We start from the raw sequence: 26,255 nt of genomic DNA on the forward strand, positions 1-26,255 counted from the left end.
CCGGAGCGCACACCCCGGGAGCGGCACGATGAGAGTCCTGCTGATCGGAGCCAACGGATACATCGGCCGCTTCGTGGCCGACCGCCTGCTCGCCGACCCCGCCGTCCAGCTCACCGCGCTCGGCCGCGGCGACGACGCCGACGTCCGCTTCGACCTCGCCACCGGCAGCCCCGGCGCGCTCACGCGGTTCCTCGACGCGGTCCATCCCGGAGTCGTCGTCAACTGCGCGGGCGCCACCCGGGGCGGTGCCCGCGAACTCACCCGGCACAACACCGTCGCCGTCGCCACCGTCTGCGAGGCCCTGCGCCGCAGCGGCTGCGGCGCCCGGCTGGTGCAGGTCGGCTGCAGTTCCGAGTACGGCCCCAGCCAGCCCGGTTCCTCCACGGCCGAGGACGCCGTACCGCGCCCCGGCGGCCCGTACGGCGTCAGCAAGCTCGCCGCCACCGAACTGGTCCTCGGCTCGGGCCTCGACGCCGTCGTGCTCCGCGTCTTCTCGCCCGCCGGACCCGGCACCCCGGCCGGCTCCCCGCTCGGCCGGCTCGCCGAGGCCATGCGCCGCGCCATGCAGTCCGGCGACGGCGAACTCAAACTCGGCGGCCTCGGCGTCCAGCGCGACTTCATCGACGTACGCGACGTCGCCCGCGCGGTGCACGCGGCCTCGCTCTCCGCCGCCCAGGGCGTCATCAACATCGGTTCCGGCCGCGCCGTACGCCTGCGTGACGCCGCCGGCGTCCTCGCCCGGGTCGCCGGATACGGCGGCGCCCTCCACGAGCTCGACAACCCGCAGGGTCCGCTGCGCGGCGCCATCGCGCACCCCCGGTCCGACTCCGAGCACGTGGCGCCGGTCGCGTACCCGTACCCGGACGGCTGCGGCAGCTGGCAGCAGGCCGACGTGCGCACCGCCCGTGACCGGCTCGGCTGGCGCCCCCGCATCAACCTCGAAGAGTCCCTCGCCGACATCTGGATGGAGGCGGCATGCCGCATCTGACCAGCGCCGCGGCAGGCCCGACCAGCACCGGCGTACGCACCGGCCTCGGCGTCCCGGGCTACGCACACCCCCTGCTCGCCCCGGCCGAGTGGGCCGAACTCACGCGCCCGGGCACCCCGCTGGACTGGGTCGTGCTGAACGTCTCCGGCGGCGGGCCCGGTATTCGCCCCGACCCGCACTGCCTCCAGGCCGCGGGACGGCTGCGCAACGCGGGCGTCCGCGTCCTCGGTCACCTGGACCTCGCCCACGGCGCCCGCGCCGCCGCCGGCCTGTTCGCCGACGCGCACCGCTACGCCGACTGGTACCGGGTCGACGGGTTCCTGCTGGACCGCTGTCCCACCGACCGCGCCGCGCTCCCCGAGGTCCGCCGCGTGGTCACCACCCTGCGGACGGCCGACGCCGGCACCCACATCGTCCTCGGCCACGGCGGCCACCCGCATCCGGCGTACGCGGAGAACGCCGACCAGCTGGTGACCTTCTCCGGCCCCTGGTCCGCGTACCGCTGGTCGCAGGTCGCCGAGTGGACCGCGGACTATCCCCCCGACCGCTTCTGCCACTTCGTGCACAGCGTGCCCCTCGGCCACCTGGAGGAGGCCCTGCGCATCGCCCGCTGGCAGGGCGCGGCGACGATCTACTTCACCGACCGCACCGACCGCACCGACCGCACCGACCGCACCGACCGCACCGACCGCACCGACCGCACCGACCGCACCGATCGCGGCGGCCGGGCCGACCGCACCGACCCCTGGGAGACCATGCCCGGCTACTGGGACGAGATCGTCTCGCGCATCGGAACGGGTGTCTCGGAATGAAGAAGGCCGTGGCAGTGTTACGAGGAGAACATCTGTAGTGATCGACCGATCAACGGAGTCCCCGTGTCGCTGCCACCCCTGGTCGAGCCAGCCGCTGAGCTCACCGTAGACGAGGTCCGCCGGTACTCCCGCCACCTGATCATCCCGGACGTCGGGATGGACGGGCAGAAGCGGTTGAAGAACGCCAAGGTGCTCTGTGTGGGTGCGGGCGGCCTGGGCTCGCCGGCGCTGATGTACCTGGCCGCCGCGGGCGTCGGCACCCTCGGCATCGTGGAGTTCGACGAGGTCGACGAGTCGAACCTGCAGCGTCAGATCATCCACAGCCAGGCCGACATCGGCCGCTCCAAGGCCGAGTCCGCGCGCGACTCCGTCCTCGGCATCAACCCGTACGTGAACGTGATCCTTCACGAGGAACGGCTCGAGGCCGAGAACGTGATGGACATCTTCGGCCAGTACGACCTGATCGTCGACGGCACGGACAACTTCGCGACCCGTTACCTGGTCAACGACGCGTGCGTGCTGCTGAACAAGCCGTACGTCTGGGGCTCGATCTACCGCTTCGACGGCCAGGCCTCGGTCTTCTGGTCCGAGCACGGTCCCTGCTACCGCTGCCTCTACCCGGAGCCCCCGCCGCCGGGCATGGTCCCCTCCTGCGCCGAGGGCGGCGTCCTGGGCGTGCTGTGCGCGTCCATCGGCTCCATCCAGGTCACCGAGGCGATCAAGGTCCTTACCGGCATCGGCGACCCGCTGGTCGGCCGCCTGATGATCTACGACGCCCTGGAGATGCAGTACCGCCAGGTCAAGGTCCGCAAGGACCCCGACTGCGCGGTCTGCGGCGAGAACGCCACCGTCACCGAGCTCATCGACTACGAGGCCTTCTGCGGCGTCGTCTCCGAGGAGGCGCAGGCGGCGGTCGCCGGCTCCACGATCACTCCCAAGCAGCTCAAGGAGTGGATCGACGACGGCGAGAACATCGAGATCATCGACGTCCGCGAGCCGAACGAGTACGAGATCGTCTCCATCCCCGGCGCCAAGCTGATCCCGAAGAACGAGTTCCTCATGGGCAACGCCCTGCAGGACCTGCCCCAGGACAGGAAGATCGTCCTGCACTGCAAGACGGGCGTCCGCAGCGCGGAGGTCCTCGCCGTCCTGAAGTCCGCGGGCTTCGCGGACGCCGTCCACGTCGGCGGCGGAGTCATCGGCTGGGTCAACCAGATCGAACCCGACAAGCCGGTCTACTGAGCAGCCGTCTCGCCCACGGAGGCGGCCCTGGCCTTCCGCCAGGGCCGCCTCCGTGTCGACGTCGGTGTCAGGCCGTCCGGCCGTCGCCGGCCTCTCTGTGCATTCCCATGCACAGCGCCCAGATGATGAAGATGTTGATGGCGATCAGCACCAGAGCCCACAAGGGGTAGTACGGCAGCCACAGGAAGTTGGCGAACGCCCCCAGCCCTGCCATGGATACGCCGAAGAAGCGCGCCCACAGCGCTCCGGTGAGCACGGCGCACCCCGCAAGGACGAGGACGAAGCCCAGGAACAGATGGACCCAGCCCCAGCCCGTCAGGCTGAACTGGAACACGTAGCGACGTGTCGCGAGGAACAGGCCGTCCCCGGCGATGGCCGAGATTCCCTCGAAGATCGCCATCGCTCCACCGAAGATCATCAGCGCTGCCGCCAACACGGTGGTACCGGACGTGGGCGCGTGCCACGGGCTCGGTTTGACGCCGGCCGATGTGGGTCGGGTCGCGTCACTGGACATGTCAGCCTCCTCGGGAGGGACCATCCGGTCGGCCGAGCCTCCCGGACCGGCTCGATGCCTCATCCCAGCCTGGCATGACGGCACTGCCTCGGCATTTCCGGAGCCGTGGCGACGGCGGCCGGCGGGCGGACACATGTCCGGAGCCGCGGCGACGGCAGCCGGCGGGCGGACACCGAGACACCGATACACCGAGACACCGAAACGGTCATGAGCAGACCGTGTCGGCCTCCGGCACCTTTCCGTCCAGCAGATAGCCGTTCACCGCGTCCTGCACGCACTTGTTCTTGCTGTCGTACGCTCCGTGGCCCTGACCCTTGTACGTCAGCTCGACGGCGACGCCCTTGCCGAGTGCCTCCACCATCTTCCTGGCGCCCTCGTACGGCGTGGCCGGATCGCCGGTGTTGCCGACGACGAGGATCGGCGCCGACCCCGGCGCGCTGACGTCGGGGTGGTCGGCGGCGCCCGGCACGGCCCAGTCGTGGCAGGACAGCATGCCCCAGGCGAGGAAGTCCCCGAACAGCGGGGAGGCGGCACGGAACTCGGGCAGCTTGCTCTCGACGTAGTCGGTCGTGTACCGGGGCTTCTCGTCGGAGCAGTTGATGGCGACGTTGGCCGAGGCGATGTTGCTGTACTCGCCGTTCTCGCTGCGCCCGTTCATCGAGTCGGACAGCAGCATCAGGATCTTGCCGTCGCCGTCGTACGCCTGCTCCAGGCCCTCGGTGAGGTACTCCCAGAAGTCCTTGGAGTAGAGGGACTGCGCGATGCCGTTGGTCGCCGCGGTCTGGGTCAGCTCACGCGGGAAGATGCCCGGGATCGGCTTCTTCTCCAGGTCCCTCAGCAGCGTGGCGATGCGGTCCTTGACGTCCTGCGGGGTGTCGCCGATGGGGCAGTCGGTCTCCTTCGACGTGCAGTCCTCGGCGAAGTTGTCCAGCGCGAGCTGGAAGCCCTTGGCCTGGCCGAGCGCGCCCTGCTCCGGGTCCTGGGTGGGATCGACGACCGCGTCGAGCACGGCCCGGCCGACGTGCCCGGGGAACAGGTGGGCGTAGACGCCGCCGAGTTCGGTGCCGTAGGAGATGCCGAAGTAGTGCAGCTTGGCGTCGCCGAGGAGGTGGCGCATCAGGTCCATGTCGCGGGCGGCGTCGGTGGTGCGCACCTGCGGCAGGATCTTCGGCGAGTGCTTCTCGCAGTTGTCGTTGAACTGCCTGGTGCGGTCCAGCAGCTGGGCCTGTTCGGCCCGGGTGTCGGGCGTCGCGTCCTGCTGGAAGTACTCGTCGAGCTGGGTGTCGCTCTCGCACTCCACCGGCGCGCTGCGGCCGACCCCGCGCGGGTCGAAGCTCACCAGGTCGTAGCGGGTGCGCAGGGCGGCGTAGTCCTCGCCGAACGCGGGCAGCGCGGTGACACCGCTGCCGCCGGGGCCGCCGAAGTTGAACACGAGCGAGCCGATCCGCCGGTCCGCCGGACCGCTGGCCTTGGCGCGGATCAGCGCGATGCCGATGGTGGCGCCCTTGGGCTTGTCCCAGTCCAGGGGTGCTCGCATGGTGGCGCACTGCCACCTGGCGCCGTTCGGCAGCGGGGACGGGGCGCTGCCGCCGCCCTCGGCCTCGGACGGTGCGGGACAGTCCTTCCAGTCCAGCTTCTGCGTCATCACGTCCCCGTCCCAGGAGCCGTTGCCGCATCCGGCCAGCAGGGCGGCCAGCAGCACGGCGCTGGTGGTCAGTGCGGCGGCACGCGGCCGGGAGGGGTTCACCATGATCCCATCCTGCGTGCGCGCGCGCCGGGCCGCGCGGGGCACGGGCCGTACGAGGTACGCGTCCCACCGGCCCTGGCCGGACGCCGTTTTCCGCCCGGCCTGCGTGCGGCCGGCGCCCCCTAGAGGGCGCCCTTGCGGGTGAGGTGGTTGAAGGCCAGCCACCCCGGCAGCACCGGCAGCCACAGGGTCAGCAGCCGGTACAGCAGGACGGCCGGCGCGGCGACCTCCTTGGGCAGGCCCACGGCGAGCAGACCGACCGTGAGGGTCGCCTCGACCGCGCCGACACCGCCCGGGGTGGGCGCCGCGGAGCCGAGCGCGTTTCCGGCGAGGAAGACGACGGCGACGCTGGCGATGCTGAGCGAGGTCGACTCGTCGCCGAACGCCCTGATGGAGGCGTCCAGGCACATGACGAAGCAGCCCGTCAGCAGGAGCATGCCGCCGATGCCGGTGATGAGCTTCTGGGGCCGCTGCAGGACGTCGAGCATGCGCGGTACGACGCCGGCGAACAGCGACCTCACGCGCGTGGAGACGAATTTCCGCAGCAACGGCACCGAGGTCACCACGAGCACCAGCACCGCCACGGTCAGCAGACCGGCGATGACCGTCCGGGACGGCGACAGCGACGGCGTCTTCTCGGTACCGGTCAGGTAGCCGAAGGACAGCAGCATCAGGATGTGGCAGCCGAGCCCGAACAGCTGCGAGGCGCCGACACTGGCCACCGCGAGCCCCGGGCGCACGCCCTGGCGCTGCAGGAACCGCGTGTTCAGGGCGACGCCGCCGACGGCCGCCGGCGCCACGATCTTCACGAAGGAGCCGGCCACCTGGGCCGCCACCGTCCGCGGGAAGGACACCCGCTCCGGTACGAACCCCAGCAGCGCCATGGCGGCGGCCACGTAGCTGAGCGCGGAGAACAGCACCGCGGCGATCAGCCAGCCCCACTGGGCCCGCGCGAACACCGTGCCGAACTCGGTGTGGGTGAGCTGCGTCAGCAGGTAGTAGCCGCCGATCGCACCGGCGATGAAGCTGATCAGGGTGCGCGGCCGTACCCGCTCCAGCCGTACCGGCTCCACCGGGGCCTGGGGCCTGATCCGCAGCACCTCGTGCCGGATCTGGGTGAGCAGGTCCTCTTCGCGCGCCTCTTCGACGGCCTCGTCGATGGCGCGCTTCTCGGCCCGCTGCTCGGCGCGGACCGCCTTCTTGCCCGGTCTCTCGGGAGCGGCCCCGGCCGTCTCGGCGGCGTGCTCCAGGCGGGCCTGCTTGGCCAGCCGGGAGGACTCCAGCACCGCCTCGCGCTCCCGCTCGGCCCGCTCCCGGCCCAGCCGGCGCAGCGTCGCGCGCGTGGAGCGCGTCAGCGCGATGGGCTGGAGCATCGGCAGGCAGTCCGCGACCGCGTCCGGTCCCAGCACGCGGACCGCGGAGGCCACGGCGCGCTCGGCGCCCACCCGCAGGGCGAGCGTGGTGACCAGCTGGGCCACGTCCATGCGCAGCAGCAGCTCGCCGGCCGCGATCTCACCGGCGGCCAGCTCGGTGAGGATCACATTGCCGGAACGATCCACCAGAATCGCGTCGCCCGACAGCCTGCGGTGCGCGATGCGCCGCGACTGCAGCGTCTGCGCCTGGTGCCAGGCCTTGCGCAGCAGCTCGTCGGTGATCTCGTCGTCGGCCAGCGAGTCCAGCGTCCGGGCACCGGTGTGCTCGTAGACGAGCATCACCGCGTCCGGACCGAGTTCGGAGGTGGCGATCAGCCTGGGCGTGTCGGCGCCCGCCGCGGCCGCCGCGTACGACAGCAGCGCCTCCTGCTCCAGCGCCTGCCGCAGTGACTGCAGGCTGGAGCGGGTGGCGAAGCCGCGCAGGGTCAGGTTCCGCCACACGCGGTAGAAGAATCCCTGCGCCTGCTGCTCACGGTCGAGGACCGTGACGTCCAGCGGAGGGCCGTCCTGAAGGGTGACGAAGTAGCGCCGCCCGCGGTCGCCGTTCTCCGCGTCCGGGACCTCCACGCGGGCCGCGCTCACGGGGTGGAAGCCGACGTGCCTGAGGCCGGCCATCAGGGTCCGCCCGGTGGGCCGGACGTTGGGCGAGCCGACCGCGTACAGCGTGCCGTAGGCGACGGTCCAGCCGATCAGCACGGTCAGGACGATCGAGAACGGGGTCGTGTAGCCGGTGACCAGCATGGAGAAGGCGTCGAGCAGCAGCACGATCCACAGCACCGCGCGCCAGCGGGGTCTGCGGGACATGCCGACGGCCGTCATGTACGCGATGACGGGCGCGAGGTAGCCGTGCACCGGATCGGTCAGGGCGTGGATGTCGCCCGGTGACGGCTGGGTGAGCGCTTCCTGGATGGAGCCGGGGGCCGCCCGGGCGACCCACAGGTCGGTGGCGAGGGTCACGCCGTGCGCGAGGACGGCCGCCAGGACGCCGTCGGCGATCCGCAGCCCGTCCCGTTTGATCAGCCGTTCGATCGCGAAAGCGACCGGCACCAGGAGGATCGCGATGCTCGACGCGAGCCCCGCGAGCTTGATCAGCAGGTCGGGGGCCTGGCCGGTGCCCTTGTTGATGTCCTGTTCCAGGCCCGAGGTGGTGCCGTGGGCGAACGCCGCGATGGCGAGCAGGACGGCGATGGCGAGCACGCCCACCAGCAGCCGCATGAGGTCGGAGGGACGGTGCACGCGTGCGGGGAGCAGCGGCTCGTCACCCTCGACCTCCTCCGCACCGGGATCGTCGCCCCCGGCGCCCGACCCCTTGCCGGGGCGCGCCCCGCCGGGGACGTGCGCCCCTTCGCCGGTGCCGGACGCGTCCTCACGCGCGTGTGTGTCCGCGCCGGGCGCGTCCCCACGCGCGCGCGTGTCAGGCTCGCGCGAGCCCTTGTCCGGGCCCGGCGCACCGGTGTCGCCCGTGCCCGCGTGGGCGGCGTCGGGACGTGCGGACACGCCAGGGGTACCCTCCGCGTCCTCGGGATGCACGCCCTGCTGCTTCATGGTCTCTTCTTGATCTCGTATCACCAGTCACCGCCCGCACGATGGTGGCATGCCCCACCGACACACGCGGGCATCAGGGTGCAGATGCGGGAGCGGACAGTCTGCCGGAAGGGCCGCCCGGGGGCGAGAGGCCCGGCCCCGCCGACCGCGCCGCGTTGTCGGCGGCGTGCGGCAGGATGGGACGAATGAGCGAACGGATCCCCGCCGGGCACGTGGAGCACGCGAAGCGCGTCGAGTACGCGGAGCACACGGAGCGCGCGGACTCGCTTCCGGAGTACGCCGAGCGGGTGCTGGACGTCGCCGAGCGCATCCCGCCCGGCCGGGTCATGACGTACGGGGACGTCGCCGAGTGGCTGGAGGAGGGCGGGCCGCGTCAGGTGGGCCGGGTGATGTCCCTCTACGGCGGCGCGGTGCCGTGGTGGCGCGTGGTGCGCGCCGACGGGGCGCTGCTGCCCGGCCACGAGCTGGAGGCGCTCGGCCACTACCGCGCGGAGGGCACGCCGCTGAAGACGGCGGGCAGGAACAGCGAGAGCCATCTGCCGCGGCTCGACATGAGGCGGGCGCGATGGGACGGCGAGGCGGGCGCAGAGGGTCACACCTGACAGCTTCCGCCATCGGAGGCCACCGGGGGGAACCTGTGGCCCGTACGAGCGACACGGGGGACGTCCGTGGCATGCCGTACGTTCGTGGGACGAGGGTCCCGCGTGGCGCGAGTGCCGCGAGGGAAGAATCGGAAGCCCTGCTTCCGCCCGATGCGGCGGCGTAGCGTCGACTGCGCGCGTCCCCCTCACCCCGCGGCCACCGCCTCGTACGCACGGCCGCCTGCCCACCAGCACAACCACCAGGACCGGCGAACCACGTGAGCTCCTCTTCCTCCACCAGGCCGCTGCCGCACCCCCAGGCGCGGCAGGGGAGCCGTGGCGCCTACCGACTGGTCCGTACGACCCCGGCCGAGTCCGACCCCCCTCGTCTGGACGCCGCGCAGCGCGCCGTGGTTGACCACCGGGCCGGACCGCTGCTCGTCCTCGCGGGTCCCGGCACCGGCAAGACCACCACCCTGGTGGAGTCCGTGGGCGCGCGCATCGCACACGGCACGGATCCGGAACGGATCCTGGTGCTGACGTTCAGCCGCAAGGCCGCCGTCGACCTGCGCGACCGCATGGCCCGGCGCATCGGCGCGGCCCGCGCGCCCCGCGCGACCACCTTCCACTCGTACTGCTACGCCCTGGTCCGCGCCCACCAGGACAGCGGCCTGTACGCCGAGCCGCTGCGCCTGCTCTCCGGCCCCGAGCAGGACGTCACCGTCCGCGAGCTGCTGGCCGGCCAGCCCGAGCTGGAGCGGCTCGGGCTCAAGCACGTGCGCTGGCCGGACGAACTGCGCGCCTGCCTGACCACGCGCGGCTTCGCCGACGAGGTCCGCGCCGTCCTCGCCCGCAGCCGCGAGCTGGGTCTCGGCCCCGACGCCCTGGACGCCTTCGCCCGCCGCATCGGCCGCCCCGACTGGCGGGCGGCCGCCGCGTTCCTCGCCGACTACCTCGACGTCATCGACCTTCAGGGCGTCATCGACTACGCCGAGCTCGTCCACCGCGCGGTGCTGCTCGCGAACCGTCCCGAGGTCGCGGCCCGGCTCGCCGCCCAGTACGACGCCGTCTACGTCGACGAGTACCAGGACACCGACCCCTCCCAGGTACGGCTCCTGCACGCCCTGGCCGGCGGCGGCCGTACCCTGGTCGCCTTCGGCGACCCCGACCAGTCGATCTACACGTTCCGGGGCGCCGACGTGAACGGCATCCTCGACTTCCCCGAGGTCTTCCCGCGCGTCGGCGGCCGCCCCGCCCCCGTCGAGGTGCTGCGCACCTCCCGCCGCTCCGGCGCCGACCTGCTCGCCGCGACCCGCCTGATCACCCAGCGCATGCCGCTGACCCGGCTGCCGTCCGACAAGGTGCGCGCGCACCGCACACCCGCGGCGGTACGGGACGGCGGCCGGGCCGAGGTCTACACCTACCCGACCACCGGCACGGAACAGGACAACATCGCCGACATCCTCCGCCGCGCGCACCTGGAGGACGGCCTTCCCTGGAGCGACATGGCCGTCCTGGTCCGCGCCGGCTCGCACACCATCCCCGCCCTCCGCCGCGCCCTGACCGCCGCAGGCGTCCCCCTGGACATCGACGGCGACGACCTGCCCCTGCGCCACGAGCCGTCGGTCGCCCCGCTGCTGACCGCGCTGAGGGTGGTGGCCACGGCCGAGGCGGCACGGTGGCCCGAAGCGGAGGCGCGCGCGGACGCGGGGGAGCGTGTGTCCGCCGGACCGGGAGAGCCCCCGGCCGCCGACTCCCTGGCGCCGGGTGCCGCCGAAGGCCTGTCCGTATCGGCCGGGGGCGAGGAGCCGGTCGCCGACGAGGATCTTTCCGTGTCCGCCGGTTCGGAGGGGCCTGGTGTCGTCGACGGTCTTTCCGTGTCCGCTGGGCCGGAGGGGCCGGGTGCCGCCGAGGGTGGTCTCTCTGTGTCGGCCGGGGGCGAGGAGCCGGTCGCCGACGAGGATCTCTCCGTGTCCGCCGGGCCGGAGGGCCTGGTTGCCGTCGACGGTGGCTTGCCCGTGTCCGCCTCGGCCGGCGAGCCGGTCGCCGAGACCGTTGCCGCCGACGGCGGTCTCCCCGCGTCCGACCTGGCCGACGAGCCGGCCGCCGCCCCCGGCGTGCACTGGCTCGACGCCGAGACCGCGCTCACTCTGCTCGCCTCCCCCCTCGCCGGCATGGACACCGCCGACCTGCGCCGGCTCGGGCGTGCCCTGCGCGAGGAGGAGCGGGCCGCCGGGAATCCGCTGCCGCCGCCCTCCGACGAGCTGCTCGCGCGGGCGCTCGCCGAGCCCGAGCGGCTGGTCACGCACGACCCCGCGTACGCGCGCGGCGCCCAGCGCCTCGGCGCGCTGCTCCGCAAGGCACGGGAGCGCCTCGCCGGCGGCGGTACGGCCGAGGAGGCGCTGTGGGACCTGTGGGACGGCACGCCCTGGCCGAAGCGACTGGAGCGGGCGGCCCGGCGCGGCGGCGCGGCCGGCCGTAACGCCGACCGTGACCTGGACGCCGTCTGCGCGCTGTTCGCCACGGCCGCGCGCGCGGAGGAGCGCACCGGCGGCCGTGGTGCCCTGAACTTCCTGGAGGAGATCGGGGCCGAGGACATCGCCGCCGACACCCTCACCCGCCGCGCGGTACGGCCCGACGCCGTACGCCTGATGACCGCGCACCGCTCCAAGGGCCTGGAGTGGCCGCTGGTCGTCGTCGCCGGCGTCCAGGAGGGCCTGTGGCCCGACCTGCGCCGCCGCGGGTCCCTGCTGGAGGCCGACCGCATCGGCCGCGACGGACTTGCCGAACCCCTCACCCCCGGCGCCCTGCTCGCCGAGGAGCGCCGGCTGTTCTACGTGGCCGCCACGCGCGCGCGTGAGCGTCTCGTCGTCACCGCCGTGAAGGCACCGGCGGACGACGGCGACCAGCCCTCGCGCTTCCTGACCGAGCTGGGCGTCGAACCCCGCGACGTCACCGGCCGGCCGCGCCGCCCGCTGTCCGTGGCCGCGCTCGTCGCCGAGCTGCGCGCCACCACCGTCGACCCGCGCGTCTCCGCCACGCTGCGGGAGGCCGCCGCGCGCCGTCTGGCCAGGCTCGCCGCCCTCGCGGACGAGGACGGCCGCCCGCTGGTGCCGTCCGCGCACCCCTACCGCTGGTGGGGCATGTTCGGACCGACCGAGAGCAAGGTGCCGCTGCGCGACCGCGACCAGCCCGTCGTGCTGTCCGGCAGCGCCCTCGACCAGCTCGCCAACACGTGCGCCCTGCAGTGGTTCCTGGGCCGCGAGGTGAAGGCCGACGCGCCGGCCACCGCGGCCCAGGGCTTCGGCAACGTCGTCCACGTCCTGGCCGACGAGGTCGCCTCCGGCCGTACCCCCGCCGACCTCGACGTGCTGATGGAACGCCTGGACTCGGTGTGGAACGCGCTCGCCTTCGACGCGCCCTGGAAGTCGGCCCAGGAGAAGGACAACGCGCGCGCGGCGCTCGAACGCTTCCTGAACTGGCATGTGCTGGACCGCGCCGGACGCACCACCGTGGCCAGCGAGCAGGACTTCGACGTCACCCTCGAAGCGGGCAGCTACGAGGTCCGCATCCGCGGTCAGATGGACCGCGTGGAGGAGGACAGCGAGGGCCGGGCCTACGTCGTGGACTTCAAGACCGGCAAGCAGGCGCCCAGCGCCGCCGACGTGGCCCGCCATCCCCAGCTCGCCGTCTACCAGCTCGCCGTGGCCGAGGGCGCCGTAGACACCGCCTTCGGGGACCGGCGCCCCGAACCCGGCGGCGCCGAGCTGGTGCATCTGCGGCAGGGCGCGGCGAAACGGGACGGCGGCGAGACCGTGCCCAAGGTGCAGGCTCAGGAGCCGCCGACGGGGGAGTGGGTCGGAGAGCTGCTCGCCAACGCCGCAGGGAAGGTCCTCGACGAGCGGTTCACGCCGACCACCGGCCAGCACTGCACGCACTGCGCGTTCCGCGCCTCGTGCAGCGCGCGGCCCGAGGGACGGCACATCGTCGAGTGACGCGCCGCGTGCGCCGCGTGCGCCGCGTGCGCCGCGTGCCACGCCGGACCGGCAGCACCGGCAGCACCGGCAGCACCAGCACGCACCGGCAAGCCCCGGCCGCGCGCCCGCGGCGAAGCGGAGCCGGAGTGACGTACGGCACCACCGGCGGCGCTGACCTGCGCTTCTTCCTCTCCGGGCGGCCGATCCGTCCGCGAATGTCAGTGCCCGCCGCTAGCCTCTGACGACATGTCCGCACGCATCACCGACCCCGAGCAGCTCAAGGAGCTCCTCGGCATCCCGTTCACCCCGGAGCAGACGGCCTGCATCATCGCGCCGCCCGCCCCGCAGGTGATCGTGGCCGGAGCCGGGTCGGGCAAGACCACCGTGATGGCGGCCCGCGTGGTCTGGCTGGTCGGCACCGGACAGGTCGCCCCCGAGCAGGTCCTCGGCCTGACCTTCACCAACAAGGCCGCGGGCGAACTCGCCGAACGCGTCCGCAAGGCACTGATCAAGGCAGGCGTCACCGACCCGGACGCCATCGACCCGGACAATCCGCCGGGCGAGCCGGTCATCTCGACGTACCACTCCTTCGCCGGCCGGCTGCTCACCGACCACGGCCTGCGCATCGGCCTCGAACCCAGCTCCCGGCTGCTGGCCGACGCCACCCGCTACCAGCTCGCCGCGCGTGTGCTGCGCGAGGCTCCCGGCCCCTACCCGGCGCTCACCCGTTCCTTCGCCGACCTCGTCAGCGACCTGCTCGCCCTCGACTCCGAACTCGCCGAACACCTCGTGGACCCCGAGGAACTGCGCGCCTGGGACGCGGACCTGCTGCACACCCTCGAGGGCGCGAAGCTCTCCAACGCCGATCTGCGCAAGGTCCCCGAGACCGCCGCCGCCCGCCGCGAACTGGCGCGACTCGTCCAGCGCTACCGGACCGCCAAGCGCGAGCGCGACCTGCTCGACTTCGGCGACCAGATCGCCCTGTCCGCCCGCCTCGCCCGGGTTCCCGAGGTGGGCCGCCTGCTGCGCGAGGAGTTCCGCGTGGTCCTCCTGGACGAGTACCAGGACACCTCCGTGGCCCAGCGTGTCCTGCTGGCGGGACTGTTCGGCACCGGCACCGGCCACCCCGTCACCGCGGTCGGCGACCCCTGCCAGGCCATCTACGGCTGGCGCGGCGCCTCCGTCGCCAACCTCGACGACTTCCCCGAGCACTTCGCGCGCGCCGACGGCCGCCCCGCCACCCGCCAGGCGCTGAGCGAGAACCGGCGCAGCGGCGGCCGCCTCCTCGACCTCGCCAACGGCCTCGCCGAGCCCCTGCGCGCCATGCACGCGGGCGTGGAGGCCCTGCGCCCGGCCCCCGGCGCCGAACGCGACGGCACGGTCCGCTGCGCCCTGCTGCCCACCCACGCCGAGGAGATCGGCTGGATCGCCGACTCGATCGCCCACCTGGTGCGCACCGGCACGGCACCCGCGGAGATCGCCGTCCTGTGCCGTACGGCCACCGACTTCGCCGAGATCCAGGGCGCCCTCGTCGCCCGGGAGGTCCCCGTGGAGGTCGTCGGCCTCTCCGGACTGCTGCACCTGCCCGAGATCGCCGACCTCGTCGCCGTCTGCGAGGTCCTGCAGGACCCCGGGGCCAACGCCTCCCTGGTCCGCCTGCTGACCGGGCCGCGCTGGCGGATCGGCCCCCGCGACCTCGCCCTCCTGGGCCGTCGCGCCCGCCTGCTCGTCGCCCACGCGCGCGTGGAAGCGACCGACGACCCCGACCGCAGGCTCGCCGAGGCCGTCGAGGGCGTCGACCCGTCCGAGGTGATATCGCTCGCGGACGCCCTGGACACCTTCCTGGACGCGCCCCTGGCGGAGAGCGGCCAGTCCGACGGACTGCCGTTCTCCGCGGACGCGCGCGTCCGCTTCGCCCGCCTCGCCGCCGAACTGCGTGATCTGCGCCGCTCCCTGTCCGACCCGCTCATGGACGTCCTGCACCGCGTCCTCGCGGTCACCGGCCTGGAGGTGGAGCTGTCGGCGTCCCCGCACGCCCTGGCCGCCCGCCGCCGCGAGACCCTGTCCAACTTCCTGGACGTCGCCGCCTCCTTCGCGGCCGGCGACGGCGAGGCCACCCTGCTCGCCTTCCTCGGCTTCCTGCGCACCGCGGCCCAGTACGAGAAGGGCCTCGACAACGCGCTGCCCGGCGGCGAGAACACCGTGAAGGTCCTCACCGCGCACAGGTCCAAGGGGCTGGAATGGGACGTCGTGGCCGTGCCCGGGCTGGTCAACGGCACCTTCCCCAGCGCCCAGGGCCGCGAGAAGTGGACCGCGCAGGCCAAGGTGCTCCCGCACGCCCTGCGCGGCGACACCGACACGCTGCCCGACGCCGGTTCCTGGGACTCCCGGGGGATGAAGGCCTTCCACGAGGCCATGAAGGAGCACCAGCACACCGAGGAGCTGCGCCTCGGCTACGTCACCTTCACCCGCCCCCGCTCCCTCCTGCTCGGTTCCGGCCACTGGTGGGGCCCCAGCCAGAAGAAGCCGCGCGGCCCCTCCGACTTCCTCCGGGCCCTGTACGACCACTGCGCCGCGGGGTACGGCGAGATCGAGGCCTGGGCGGACGAGCCCGCCGAGGACGAGGAGAACCCGGCCCTGCACACGGCCACCGCCGACCAGGTGTGGCCGCTGCCCCTGGACGAGGCGGCCCTGACCCGTCGCCGTACGGCCGCCGACACCGTCCTCGCCCACCTGGCCGCGCTGTCCGCCCGGCAGGACGGCCCCCCGCCGGCCGGCCACGACCCCGACACGTTCGACGACCCCGACTGGCCCACACCCCAGCCCCCGCCCACGGACGACGGGCCGTACGACGACCCCTACGGCTCCGACCCGTACGCCGACGATCCGTACGACGGGGCTCCCCACGACGAGGACCCGCTCGGCGGCGAGGACCCGTTCGGTGACGTGGACCCGTTCGGCGACACGGACCCGCTCTCCGGCGAGGACCCGCTCGGCGAGGAGTTCCCCCGGGACGCCGGCCTGCCCACCGTCCCCCACCAGGCGACGGCCCCCGGCACGGCCGCCGGCGGCCCCACGCGCCCGGCCGGACCGCGGCGCCCCGCGCCCGGCGCCTCCCTCACGCCCGAGGAGGCCCGCACCGTCGCCTCCTGGGACCGCGACCTCGACGCCCTCGCCGGAGAGCTGATGCGCGCCCGGCGGAGGGTCACGGACGTCCCCCTGCCCGTGACCCTCACCGCGACCCAGGTGATGCGGCTCGCCGAGGACCCGGACGGGCTCGCGCAGGAACTCGCGCGCCCCATGCCGCGCCCCCCACAACCCGCCGCACGCCGAGGCACCCGGTTCCACGCATGGGTGGAGGCCCGCTTCGAGGAACTGACCCTTCCGATGCTCGAACCGGACGAGCTGCCCGGCAGCGACGCCGAGATCGCCGACGAACGCGACCTCGACGCCCTCAAGGAGGCCTTCGAGCGCACCGAGTACGCCCACCGGACCCCGCACCGCGTCGAGGCGCCCTTCCAGCTCTCCCTCGCCGGCCGGGTCGTACGCGGCCGGATCGACGCCGTCTACAAGAACGGCGACGGTGACGAGGCCACGTACGAGATCGTCGACTGGAAGACCAGCCGCACCCGGACGGCCGACCCGCTCCAGCTCGCCATCTACCGGCTGGCCTGGGCGGAACAGCAGGGCATCTCGCCCGAGTCGGTCGCGACCGCCTTCCTGTACGTGCGCACCGGAGACGTCGTACGGCCCCGGGACCTGCCCGACCGGGCCGCCCTGGAGGGGTTGCTCAAAGGTGAATGAAACGGCCGAAACCATGCGCCGGGGTGTGACGAACCGCCCGCCGAGGACGTCGCCGCGGGCCGATAGGCTCGTGAGCATGAGCCAGACCCCGGACAGTGCCGTCCGTACGTACATCGAGCACCACCGCGCCGCCTTCCTGGACGACCTCGCCGCGTGGCTGCGCATCCCCTCCGTGTCGGCCCAGCCCGAGCACGCCCCCGATGTAAGGCGCAGCGCCGACTGGCTCGCCGCCAAGCTCAAGGAGACCGGCTTCCCGACCACCGAGGTCTGGCAGACCCCGGGCGCCCCGGCCGTCTTCGCCGAATGGCCCTCGGACGACCCCGAGGCGCCCACCGTCCTCGTCTACGGCCACCACGACGTCCAGCCCGCCGCCCGCGAGGACGGCTGGGACAGCGACCCCTTCGAGCCCGTCGTCCGCGAGAACCGCCTCTACGCGCGCGGTGCCGCCGACGACAAGGGCCAGGTGTTCTTCCACACCCTCGGCGTCCGCTCCCACCTCGCCGCCACCGGCCGCGCCACCCCCGCCGTCAACCTCAAGCTGATCGTCGAGGGTGAGGAGGAGTCCGGCTCCCCGCACTTCCGCGCCCTCGTCGAGGAGCGCGCCGACCGGCTCGCCGCCGACGCCGTGATCGTCTCCGACACCGGCATGTGGGCCGAGGACACCCCCACCGTCTGCACCGGCATGCGCGGCCTCGCCGAGTGCGAGATCCGCTTCCACGGCCCCGACCAGGACATCCACTCCGGCTCCTTCGGCGGCGCCGTGCCCAACCCGGCCACCGCGGCCGCCCGCCTGGTGGCCGCCCTGCACGACGAGCACGCGCGCGTGGCCGTCCCCGGCTTCTACGACGGCATCGTCGAGCTGACCGACCGCGAGCGCGAGCTCTTCGCCGAGCTGCCCTTCGACGAGGAGCGGTGGCTGCGCACCGCCAGGTCGCACGCCACCCACGGTGAGGCCGGTCACACCACGCTGGAGCGCGTCTGGGCCCGGCCGACCGCCGAGGTCAACGGCATCGGCGGCGGCTACCAGGGCGCCGGCAGCAAGACGATCATCCCCTCCTCGGCCCTGGTGAAGCTGTCCTTCCGGCTCGTCGCGGGCCAGGACCCGGACCACGTCGAGAAGGCCGTCCGCGCCTGGGCCGCCCAGCAGGTGCCCGCCGGCATCCGCCTCGAGATCGACTTCGGTGCCGCCACGCGCCCGTGCCTGACGCCGCTGGACCATCCCGCGCTCCGGTCCGTGGCCCGCGCCATGGGCCGGGCCTTCCAGGGACCGGTCAGGTTCACCCGCGAGGGCGGCTCGGGACCCGCCGCCGACCTCCAGGAGGTCCTCGGCGCCCCCGTCCTCTTTCTGGGCATATCCGTCCCCTCCGACGGCTGGCACGCCCCGAACGAGAAGGTCGAGCTGGACCTCCTCCTCAAGGGTGTCGAGACCAGCGCCTACCTGTGGAGCGACCTCGCCGAGAACTGGCGTCCCGCCCTCTGACCGGCAGCGCCGTACGGAACCGCGTCGCACACGGGGCACACTGGAAGAACCGCCCTGTACGCCGCGAGCGCGCCCGAACCGGTGCCCCCGCCCTGTGCCCTGCCTCACCGTCCGCCGAAACGAACCGTTCCACTGGGGGAGTTGGAAGCACCCGTGACCACCTGGACCGACCACACCGCAGACCGACCCATCTCGCTGACCGCCCCGAGCGGCATCGACCGCGCCGCCCACCACCGGCTCGACGAGGCCTGGCTCGCGGCGGCGTGGAGCCACCCCACGACCCGCTGTTTCGTGGTCTCCGGCGGCCAGGTACTCATCGACGAGACGCCCGACGGCCGGACCGAGCTCGTCATGATCCCGTCCTTCGAGGCGCCGCTCACCGAGGCGCACCGCTACTTCCTCGGCAACGACGAGGACGGTGTCAGCTACTTCGCGCTCCAGAAGGACGCCCTCCCGGGCCGCATGGACCAGTCCGCCCGCCCCGCGGGGCTGCGGGAGGCGGGACTGCTGCTCTCCCCGCGTGACGCCGGTCTCATGGTGCACGCGGTCGGCCTGGAGAACTGGCAGCGCACCCACCGCTTCTGCTCCCGCTGCGGCGAGCGCACGGTCATCGCCGCCGCCGGCCACATCCGCCGCTGCCCCGCCTGCGGCGCCGAGCACTACCCGCGCACCGACCCCGCGGTGATCATGGCGGTCACCGACGACGAGGACCGCATCCTGCTCGGCCGCCAGGTCCACTGGCCCGAGGGCCGCTTCTCCACGCTCGCCGGGTTCGTCGAGCCGGGCGAGTCCATCGAGCAGTCGGTGCGCCGCGAGGTCTTCGAGGAGGCGGGCATCACCGTCGGCCCTGTCGAGTACGTGGCCAGCCAGCCCTGGCCCTTCCCGTCCAGCCTCATGCTGGGCTTCATGGCCCGCGCCACCTCCACCGACATCGACGTCGACGGCGACGAGATCCACGAGGCCCGCTGGTTCTCCCGCGAGGATCTCCACGCCGCCTTCGAGTCCGGCGAGGTCATGCCGCCCTACGGCATCTCCATCGCCGCCCGTCTGATCGAGATGTGGTACGGCAAGCCGCTGCCGACGCGGAGCTTCGTCTAGCGCGCCGGACGCCCGCACACCCGGGCGGGACGAGAAACGAAAAGGGCGGCTCCCGAGGCTGTGAATGCCTCGGGAGCCGCCCTTTTCGTGCGCCCGGAACCCGGAACGGGACCGGCCACACAGGGACCTGCGCGGACCTACGCGGCGAGCTTCTGCTTCACCTGGGCCAGCGACGGGTTCGTCAGCGTGGAGCCGTCCGCGAAGAGCACGGTCGGGACCGTCTGGTTTCCGCCATTCGCCTTCTCCACGAAAGCGGCGGAATCCGGGTCCTGCTCGATGTTGATCTCGGTGTAGGCGATCCCCTCGCGTTCCATCTGGCTCTTCAGCCGACGGCAGTAGCCGCACCAAGTCGTGCTGTACATCGTCACAGTGCCCTGCATGTCTCTCGCGCTCCTCAGGCAGCCCGGTGAAAGTCGTGCAAAGGGCAAACGTAAGGGATGGGACCGGCATTCCCGCCCGGGGTATCCGAACCCGGCGGCCGCACCGCCTCCGACCGCCCCCGGTGTGTGACGCCCGCCGCACGCGCCGCTGTGACACCTGCCGCATTAGTACGACCGCGACCGCCCGCCTGTGGACAACCGACGCGGCAGCCCCGTACGACCTGGCAGCATGGCAATGTGACAGCAGCAACGCACTCCTCCCTCTTCCCGCAGGCACCGGACACGGCCGACGCGGTGCTCGAAGGGCTCGACCCCGAGCAGCGCGAGGTGGCCACCGCCCTGCACGGGCCGGTGTGCGTGCTCGCCGGAGCCGGCACCGGCAAGACCCGCGCCATCACCCACCGCATCGCCTACGGGGTGCGCGCGGGCATCCTCCCGCCGTCCAGCGTGCTCGCCGTCACCTTCACCGCCCGCGCCGCCGGCGAGATGCGCGGCCGGCTCCGCCAGCTCGGCGCCCAGGGCGTGCAGGCCCGCACCTTCCACTCCGCGGCGCTGCGCCAGCTCCAGTACTTCTGGCCGAAAGCCATCGGTGGCGGTATGCCCCGCCTCGTCGACCGCAAGATCCAGCTCGTCGCCGACGCCGCCGTGGCCTGCAAGCTCCGCCTCGACCGGGGCGAGCTGCGGGACGTCACCGCCGAGATCGAATGGTCCAAGGTCACCCAGACGATCCCCGCCGACTACCCGTACGCGGCCGTCAAGGCCGGTCGGGAGACCCCGCGCGACCCGGCCGAGATCGCCCACGTCTACGCCGCCTACGAAGACCTCAAGCGCGACCGCGCGGTCATCGACTTCGAGGACGTCCTGCTGCTGACCGTCGCCGTCCTCCAGGACCGGCACGACATCGCCGAGCAGGTCCGCGCCCAGTACCAGCACTTCGTCGTCGACGAGTACCAGGACGTCAGCCCCCTCCAGCAGCGGCTGCTGGAGCTGTGGCTCGGCGAACGCGACACCCTGTGCGTCGTCGGTGACGCCAGCCAGACCATCTACTCCTTCACGGGCGCGACCCCCGATCACCTCCTCGACTTCCGCGCCCGCCATCCCGGCGCCACCGTCGTCAAACTCGTCCGCGACTACCGCTCCACCCCCCAGGTCGTCCGCCTCGCCAACGGCCTGCTCGCCCAGGCCACCGGCCGCGCCGCCGACCACCGCCTGGAACTGGTCTCGCAGCGCGCCGCGGGCCCCGAACCCCGCTACACCGAGTACACCGACGAGCCCGCCGAGGCCGAGGGCGCCGCCCGCCGCATCCGCGAGCTGATCGACGCCGGCACCCCGGCCGCCGAGATCGCCGTCCTGTTCCGCACGAACTCCCAGTCCGAGACCTACGAGCAGGCCCTCGCCGACGCCGGGGTCCCCTACCAGCTGCGCGGCGCCGAGCGCTTCTTCGACCGGCCCGAGGTGCGCAAGGCGGGCGTCGCCCTGCGCGGCGCGGCCCGCTTCGGCGGCAACGACTCCCTGCTGGACGACGTCGTCGATCTGCCCTCGCAGGTCCGTGCCGTCCTGTCCGGAGAGGGCTGGACCAGCGAGCCGCCCGCCGGCTCCGGAGCCGTCCGCGAGCGCTGGGAGTCGCTGGCCGCCCTGGTCAACCTCGCCCACGACCTGGCGGCGGCCCGCCCCCAGGCCACCCTCGGCGACTTCGTCGCGGAACTCGACGAGCGGGCCGGTGCCCAGCACGCCCCGACCGTCCAGGGCGTCACCCTCGCCTCCCTGCACGCCGCCAAGGGCCTGGAGTGGGACGTCGTCTTCCTGGTCGGCATCGCGGAAGGCATGGTGCCGATCACGTACGCCAAGACGGACGAGCAGATCGAGGAGGAACGCCGCCTGCTCTACGTCGGCGTCACCCGCGCCAGAGAACGGCTGCACCTGTCCTGGTCGCTGTCCCGCTCGCCCGGCGGCCGGGCCAACCGCAGGCCCAGCCGCTTCCTCGACGGGCTCCGCCCCGGCTCGACCGCCACCGTCGGCCGCGCCGGAGCCGGTACCGGCGGGGGCGTCGAGCGCGGCGTCCCGGGTGACGTCCGGTCAGTGCCGCGGCGCACTCAGCGCGCCCCCGCCCGCTGCCGGGTGTGCGGTCGCACCCTCACCGACGCGGGCGAGATGAAGCTGATGCGCTGCGAGGGCTGCCCCTCCGACATGGACGAGGGCATCTACGAACGGCTGCGGGAGTGGCGGGCCGTCCAGGCCGGGCAGAGCGGGCAGCCCGACTTCTGCGTCTTCACCGACCGGACCCTCATGGCCATCGCCGAGACCCGGCCGGACAACGCGGCCGAACTGTCCCGCATCCCCGGCGTCCTCGCCCGTAAGCTGCAGCGTTATGGAGCCGACGTTCTGGCCATCTGCGCAGGTCAGGAAGTTCAGGGAGGGGACGGGCAAGACTGATGCGAACTCGTCGAAAAAATAGTTTGCGCATGCCCCGGCAATCCCCATAGGTTCTAGGCACGGGAACGGCGGCCTTCTCCAAGGCCCTGCTTCCGTGTTGTACTTGCATATCCGAACGGACTGGTTCACCCCAGTCCCCCAAGACGCCGAGAGGAGGCGAGTCCAGTGATCAGCATCAACATCTGCACCACCAGCACGGCCAAACTGACCGATCGCTCGACCGTCTCCCTGTGCATGCTCGGCGCCTCCCTGCAGGGCACCGGTCTGTCCGGCATTCGTGCCGACCGTCCGGCCTCCGCCCTGTCCCTCGCGGATCTTCCCGTCCGTGAGCGCAATGAGCGACCGACCAAGGCACTGGAAGCGGTAGAGGCACAGGCACACGCCTATGCCTTTGCGGCGGCCGGTGCCGGATTCCGGAAGCAGACGACGCAGCACCACCAGATGTGGGCCTTCCGTGGGCCAGACCCTGGAGTCATCCAGCCTGACAGTTGATCAGGCCAGGCGCCTTCAGGGCCGCGGAACCCCATCCGGGATCCGCGGCCCTTTTGTTTGTCCGCCACACGTGGACGACAGGACGAAGGGGCCTCGGGGCAAGGGAAGAACCCGGTACCAGCCGACACCCGGTCCACCGGCCGGAACGACCAGACGAGGAAAACACCCCGTGCAACTCGAAGCGCACGCCCCGTCCGTACCGCCTTCGCAAACGATCCCCCCGCCCGGTCTCACGGAGGACCCCACCTTGACTCCCCTCACCGCGCTCACCGCGCTCGACGACGCCATCGAGAACCTCGGCGTACCCGTCCCCTGCCGTTCCTACGACCCGGAGGTCTTCTTCGCCGAGTCGCCGGCGGACGTCGAGTACGCCAAGGCCCTCTGCCGTACCTGCCCGCTGGTCGAGGCCTGCCTCGCCGGCGCCAAGGAGCGGCGTGAGCCCTGGGGCGTCTGGGGTGGCGAGCTGTTCGTCCAGGGTGTCGTCGTCGCCCGGAAGCGGCCGCGTGGCCGCCCGCGCAAGAACCCGGTCACGGCATGAACACCTCAGGAACGATCGACCGCCCCCTCACGCACGACCCCAAGAAGCAGGCCCCGATGAAGCCGTCCACCAGCGAGCCCGCCGGCTCCGCGACTCAAGACATCAGCACCAGCGGCGCGACCGGTTCGCGTCAGAAGAACAGGACCCGAGAGATGCAACTCATCCCAGAAGCCCTGGCCCGTGCGCATATGCACGAGCGCCTGCATGACGCCGAGCGGGAGCGCCGGGCCGTGCGCCTGGCCACCGCCCGGCGGATGCAGCGCCGTGCGGAGCGCGCCTCGCTGCGCGCCCGCCGTGCGCTCGCCATGGCCGTCATGCAGTAACCGCTCACACCCGAAGCGGTGGCCTCCCCGAGCCGGGGAGGCGAATCCTTCCCCGCGGGGGCCGGTCCGGCCGAACGGACCGGCCCCCGCGGTGCGTTGTACGGGGCGATCGGCCGGCCGCGGAGTTGCCGGCGCGGGGCGACGAGTCCTCCCGGAGGAAGTGACCAGGGCGGCCCCGGCACGGAGGCCCCCCCGGGCGCGCGGGCGAGATGGCACCCGTTCCTCCAGGGGCCAGGGCGCCCGGCCGCCTCATGCCTCCGCCGCGGGAACCTCCTCCACCAGTTCCTCTTCGAGGACGAAGCCCGGCAGCCACTCCTCCAGTTCATCCCGCAGCCTGACCGTGGCGCCCAGCTGGCACAGCACCCCGATCGTGCTCAGGGTCACGCGGTGTATCAACAGGTAGGCGGGCGGCAGGTTGAGCCGCTTGCCGAGCTGGTAGGCGGGGGAGCGGGGGTCGGCGACGCGAGCGGCCTGGTTGCGCATCCACGAGCGGGTGAAGGTGAACGTGTCGACCCGGGCCGGCTCGATGATCGGCAGCAGATAGTCCAGGACCGCGTCGGGGTCCAGCTCGATGGACTCCTTCACGAACCCTTCCGCGCACAGGAGTTCGTAGACCGTCTGGGCGTCGCCGTCCAGCGTCACGCGCAGCGATACGCCGATCGGCTCGGGCAGCCCACCGGAGAGCCGGTCGACGGTGCCGAAGTCCAGGACGCCCAGGCGCCAGTCCCGCTCGTCGTCCGGGGTGCCGGGGAGCAGCCGGAAGTTGCCCGGATGAGGGTCGGCGTGCAGCAGACCGGTGCGGGCGGGACCGGAGAAGAGGAAGCGGGCCAGGAGCTGACCGGCCCGGTCACGCTGCTCCGGGGTGCCGTCCGAGATGACCTCCGACAGGGGGATCCCGTCGATCCACTCGGTCACCAGGATCTGGTCGCGCTGGTGCACCACCGCCGGCACCACCACGTCCGGGTCGCCCGAGAACTCCGCCGCGTGCGCGGCCTGGGCCTGGGCCTCCAGCGCGTAGTCCAGCTCCTCGGAGACCCGGTCCTTGAGCTCGTTGATCAGCGGCTTGATGTCCATGCCGGGGATCAGTGGGCCCAACAGCCTCGCGAACCTGCTGAGTTGGGTCAGGTCGGACAGCAGTGCCTCGCCCGCGCCCGGGTACTGGACCTTGACCGCCACCTCGCGGCCGTCGTGCCACACCGCCCGGTGCACCTGCCCGATCGAGGCCGCCGCCGCCGGCTTGTCCTCGAACTCCAGGAACAGCTCCCGCCAGTCCGGCCCCAGCCGCTCCGCCAGCACCGTGTGCACCGTGCGGGTCGGCATCGGCGGGGCCGCCTCCTGGAGCTTGGTCAGCGCCGCGCGGTAGGGCCCGGCGACCTCCTCGGGCAGGGCGGACTCGAAGACGGACAGGGCTTGCCCGAACTTCATCGCCCCGCCCTTCAGTTCGCCGAGGACTTTGAACAGCTGCTCGGCGGTGCGCTGTTGCAGCTCCCGGCCGACGATCTCCGCGGACTCGCCCACGATCCGCTTGCCCAGCCCCCACGTCGCCCGGCCTGCGATGCCGAGCGGAAGCGCGGCGAGCTTGGCGGTACGGGTGACCGCCTTCCGGGGAAGATCAGACATGCGCCCTCCAGGTCCCAGTCGGCCGCGCCGCGCCTGCCTTACGTCGTAGCGCCGTCGACGGCCGTTGCACCGCCATTGTCGCGCGCGAGGCCCCATTGGTTGAGGAGTGCTCCCCCTTTCCTTTGTCCGTCGCACCGCAGCCGCATGCCGGGTGCGGTGCGATGGGACGGGAACGCCAGCTCAGAGCGGGTAGGGACGCCTCCCAGCGGGTTCCCGCGCCGGACGGCGACGCCCCGTCGAGGAAGGCGAGGGCGTGGGCGGCGGCCAGGCCGGCGACCGCCGTGGCCAGCGTGAGATCACATGAGCCCACCCGGCGGGCCCGGCCCGAACGCCACTGGGCGACCAGCCGGGGCCACGCCGGATCCCGGTCCGTGCGGTGTTCGTGCAGGCAGCGCGCGCAGCTCGTCTCCCCGGGCAGGACCAGCGGGCCGACACAGCCCGTCCCCTCCACGACCCCGGCGTAGAGGTGAGGCGTGCCGGAGGCCATCAGCGGCTCGGCGGTGAACGGGTCCGGCGCGTGCACGGCGACGTCGTCGCGCGGGGCCAGGATCACCAGGGACAGGCCGGGATCGGCCGTGCCGCCGGACGCCACCGAAGCGGCATCGGGCCCGGTCGGCCGGGAGGCGGGCCCCCGCCGCGGCGGACGGTCCGGGGCCGCGCGGCGGACGACCGCCCGTGCCGCCTCGTCCCGGCGCTCACCGACCGACTCCGCGGGCAGGCCGCCGGGCGCGACGTCCCACGGCTCCACGCGGCCCACGTCCCGCACGTCGACCTCTCCCACCCCCGCGCCGGACAGCACCGCGGCCAGCAGGACGCCGACCCGGCCGGCACCCCGTACCCGGACCCGCAGCGAGCGCCGGGCCGCCAGCCGGCCGAGCGCGCCGCCCGGCTCGGGCGTGGTGAGCGACAGGGAGGCGAGGTCGGGGCGCAGCCGCTCCAGCACACCCTTCTTCTCCCGCAGCGCGTCCGCGGCCGGTCCGCCGCCCCGCGTGTCGTCGAGCAGTCCCGCGTCGCTCAGCCGCTGGACGAGCGCGTCGACATCGCCGTCCCGGAGATCCATACGGCGGCCCTCCTCGCGCAGCAGCGACAGCCCGCGGGCGCCGTCGAGCAGCTCCAGGAAGCTGCCGGTCGCCGTGTCGACCGGTCCGAGCGTCATCGCGTGCGCCGGAGTCATTCCGAACTGCACGGTGTTGAGGTCGCGCCAGCCGCGCCGCAGCGCCGGCTTCACCATCGGATGCATGACAGGCC

16 protein-coding genes and 2 pseudogenes are annotated in these 26,255 nt (G+C 73.1%); 12 read left to right on the forward strand and 6 right to left on the reverse strand.

Annotation, left to right across the window (positions count from 1 at the left end; translation table 11 throughout):
* Positions 1-28 precede the first annotated feature (28 nt).
* The 3 genes from OIB37_RS24165 to moeZ all read left to right on the forward strand — a co-directional run bounded on the left by OIB37_RS24165 (position 29) and on the right by moeZ (position 3,042).
* On the forward strand, positions 29-988 hold the full coding sequence (locus tag OIB37_RS24165) for an NAD-dependent epimerase/dehydratase family protein (RefSeq protein WP_330459698.1): 960 nt from the start codon (positions 29-31) through the stop codon (positions 986-988).
* A complete protein-coding gene (locus tag OIB37_RS24170) occupies positions 976-1,800 on the forward strand; it encodes a spherulation-specific family 4 protein (protein WP_330459699.1) in 825 nt (274 codons plus the stop codon). Before OIB37_RS24165 ends, OIB37_RS24170 begins: the two co-directional genes overlap by 13 nt.
* Positions 1,801-1,863: 63 nt before the next feature.
* Complete coding sequence (gene moeZ, locus OIB37_RS24175) at positions 1,864-3,042, forward strand: adenylyltransferase/sulfurtransferase MoeZ (protein ID WP_330459700.1); 1,179 nt, start codon at positions 1,864-1,866, stop codon at positions 3,040-3,042.
* A 67-nt stretch (positions 3,043-3,109) separates the two neighbouring features.
* Here moeZ and OIB37_RS24180 read toward each other — a convergent pair whose 3' ends face one another.
* The 3 genes from OIB37_RS24180 to OIB37_RS24190 all read right to left on the reverse strand — a co-directional run bounded on the left by OIB37_RS24180 (position 3,110) and on the right by OIB37_RS24190 (position 8,281).
* On the reverse strand, positions 3,110-3,556 hold the full coding sequence (locus OIB37_RS24180) for a DUF7144 family membrane protein (protein WP_443058195.1): 447 nt from the start codon (positions 3,554-3,556) through the stop codon (positions 3,110-3,112).
* Positions 3,557-3,761: 205 nt separating this feature from the next.
* Positions 3,762-5,306 carry an alpha/beta hydrolase gene (locus OIB37_RS24185; RefSeq protein WP_330459701.1) on the reverse strand — a complete coding sequence of 515 codons (1,545 nt, stop codon included), beginning with the start codon at positions 5,304-5,306 and terminating at the stop codon, positions 3,762-3,764.
* 119 nt (positions 5,307-5,425) lie between these two features.
* Positions 5,426-8,281 carry a lysylphosphatidylglycerol synthase transmembrane domain-containing protein gene (locus tag OIB37_RS24190; RefSeq protein ID WP_330459702.1) on the reverse strand — a complete coding sequence of 952 codons (2,856 nt, stop codon included), beginning with the start codon at positions 8,279-8,281 and terminating at the stop codon, positions 5,426-5,428.
* Positions 8,282-8,457: 176 nt separating this feature from the next.
* Between OIB37_RS24190 and OIB37_RS24195 the strand changes: the two genes are divergently transcribed.
* From OIB37_RS24195 to nudC, 5 genes and pseudogenes are all read left to right on the forward strand, one after another.
* Positions 8,458-8,883 carry an MGMT family protein gene (locus tag OIB37_RS24195; RefSeq protein ID WP_330459703.1) on the forward strand — a complete coding sequence of 142 codons (426 nt, stop codon included), beginning with the start codon at positions 8,458-8,460 and terminating at the stop codon, positions 8,881-8,883.
* Positions 8,884-9,140: 257 nt separating this feature from the next.
* Complete coding sequence (locus tag OIB37_RS24200) at positions 9,141-12,857, forward strand: UvrD-helicase domain-containing protein (protein ID WP_330459704.1); 3,717 nt, start codon at positions 9,141-9,143, stop codon at positions 12,855-12,857.
* Between the two features lie 228 nt (positions 12,858-13,085).
* A pseudogene (locus OIB37_RS24205) lies at positions 13,086-16,640 on the forward strand (UvrD-helicase domain-containing protein); the annotation flags it as partial.
* 79 nt (positions 16,641-16,719) lie between these two features.
* A complete protein-coding gene (locus OIB37_RS24210; protein ID WP_330459705.1) occupies positions 16,720-18,123 on the forward strand; it encodes a dipeptidase in 1,404 nt (467 codons plus the stop codon).
* Positions 18,124-18,276: 153 nt separating this feature from the next.
* On the forward strand, positions 18,277-19,221 hold the full coding sequence (gene nudC / locus OIB37_RS24215) for an NAD(+) diphosphatase (RefSeq protein ID WP_330459706.1): 945 nt from the start codon (positions 18,277-18,279) through the stop codon (positions 19,219-19,221).
* Between the two features lie 137 nt (positions 19,222-19,358).
* Here the strand turns inward: nudC and OIB37_RS24220 are convergent, their stop codons facing one another.
* Positions 19,359-19,601: a mycoredoxin gene (locus OIB37_RS24220; protein ID WP_250403424.1), complete on the reverse strand. Its 243-nt coding sequence runs from the start codon at positions 19,599-19,601 to the stop codon at positions 19,359-19,361.
* A 237-nt stretch (positions 19,602-19,838) separates the two neighbouring features.
* Between OIB37_RS24220 and OIB37_RS24225 the strand changes: the two genes are divergently transcribed.
* The 4 genes and pseudogenes from OIB37_RS24225 to OIB37_RS24240 all read left to right on the forward strand — a co-directional run bounded on the left by OIB37_RS24225 (position 19,839) and on the right by OIB37_RS24240 (position 23,387).
* Complete coding sequence (locus tag OIB37_RS24225; RefSeq protein WP_330459707.1) at positions 19,839-22,034, forward strand: ATP-dependent DNA helicase UvrD2; 2,196 nt, start codon at positions 19,839-19,841, stop codon at positions 22,032-22,034.
* Between the two features lie 165 nt (positions 22,035-22,199).
* Positions 22,200-22,519, forward strand: a pseudogene (locus tag OIB37_RS24230) (hypothetical protein).
* Positions 22,520-22,695: 176 nt separating this feature from the next.
* Positions 22,696-23,064, forward strand: coding sequence for a WhiB family transcriptional regulator (locus OIB37_RS24235; RefSeq protein ID WP_330459708.1), 369 nt, complete (start codon positions 22,696-22,698; stop codon positions 23,062-23,064).
* The gene (locus tag OIB37_RS24240; protein WP_330459709.1) at positions 23,061-23,387 is read left to right on the forward strand and encodes a hypothetical protein; all 327 of its coding nucleotides are present in this window, start codon (positions 23,061-23,063) and stop codon (positions 23,385-23,387) included. The genes OIB37_RS24235 and OIB37_RS24240 overlap by 4 nt, the downstream gene beginning before the upstream one ends.
* Positions 23,388-23,636: 249 nt before the next feature.
* On the opposite strand, the gene OIB37_RS24245 is transcribed toward OIB37_RS24240, so the two are convergent.
* Entirely contained in the window at positions 23,637-25,007 is a 1,371-nt protein-coding gene (locus OIB37_RS24245; RefSeq protein ID WP_330459710.1) for an ABC1 kinase family protein, read from the reverse strand.
* The gene (locus OIB37_RS24250; protein ID WP_330459711.1) at positions 25,000-26,247 is read right to left on the reverse strand and encodes a ThiF family adenylyltransferase; all 1,248 of its coding nucleotides are present in this window, start codon (positions 26,245-26,247) and stop codon (positions 25,000-25,002) included. Before OIB37_RS24250 ends, OIB37_RS24245 begins: the two co-directional genes overlap by 8 nt.
* Positions 26,248-26,255: the final 8 nt, after the last annotated feature.

The sequence above is a fragment of the Streptomyces sp. NBC_00820 genome (genome assembly GCF_036347055.1).
Taxonomy (GTDB): domain Bacteria; phylum Actinomycetota; class Actinomycetes; order Streptomycetales; family Streptomycetaceae; genus Streptomyces.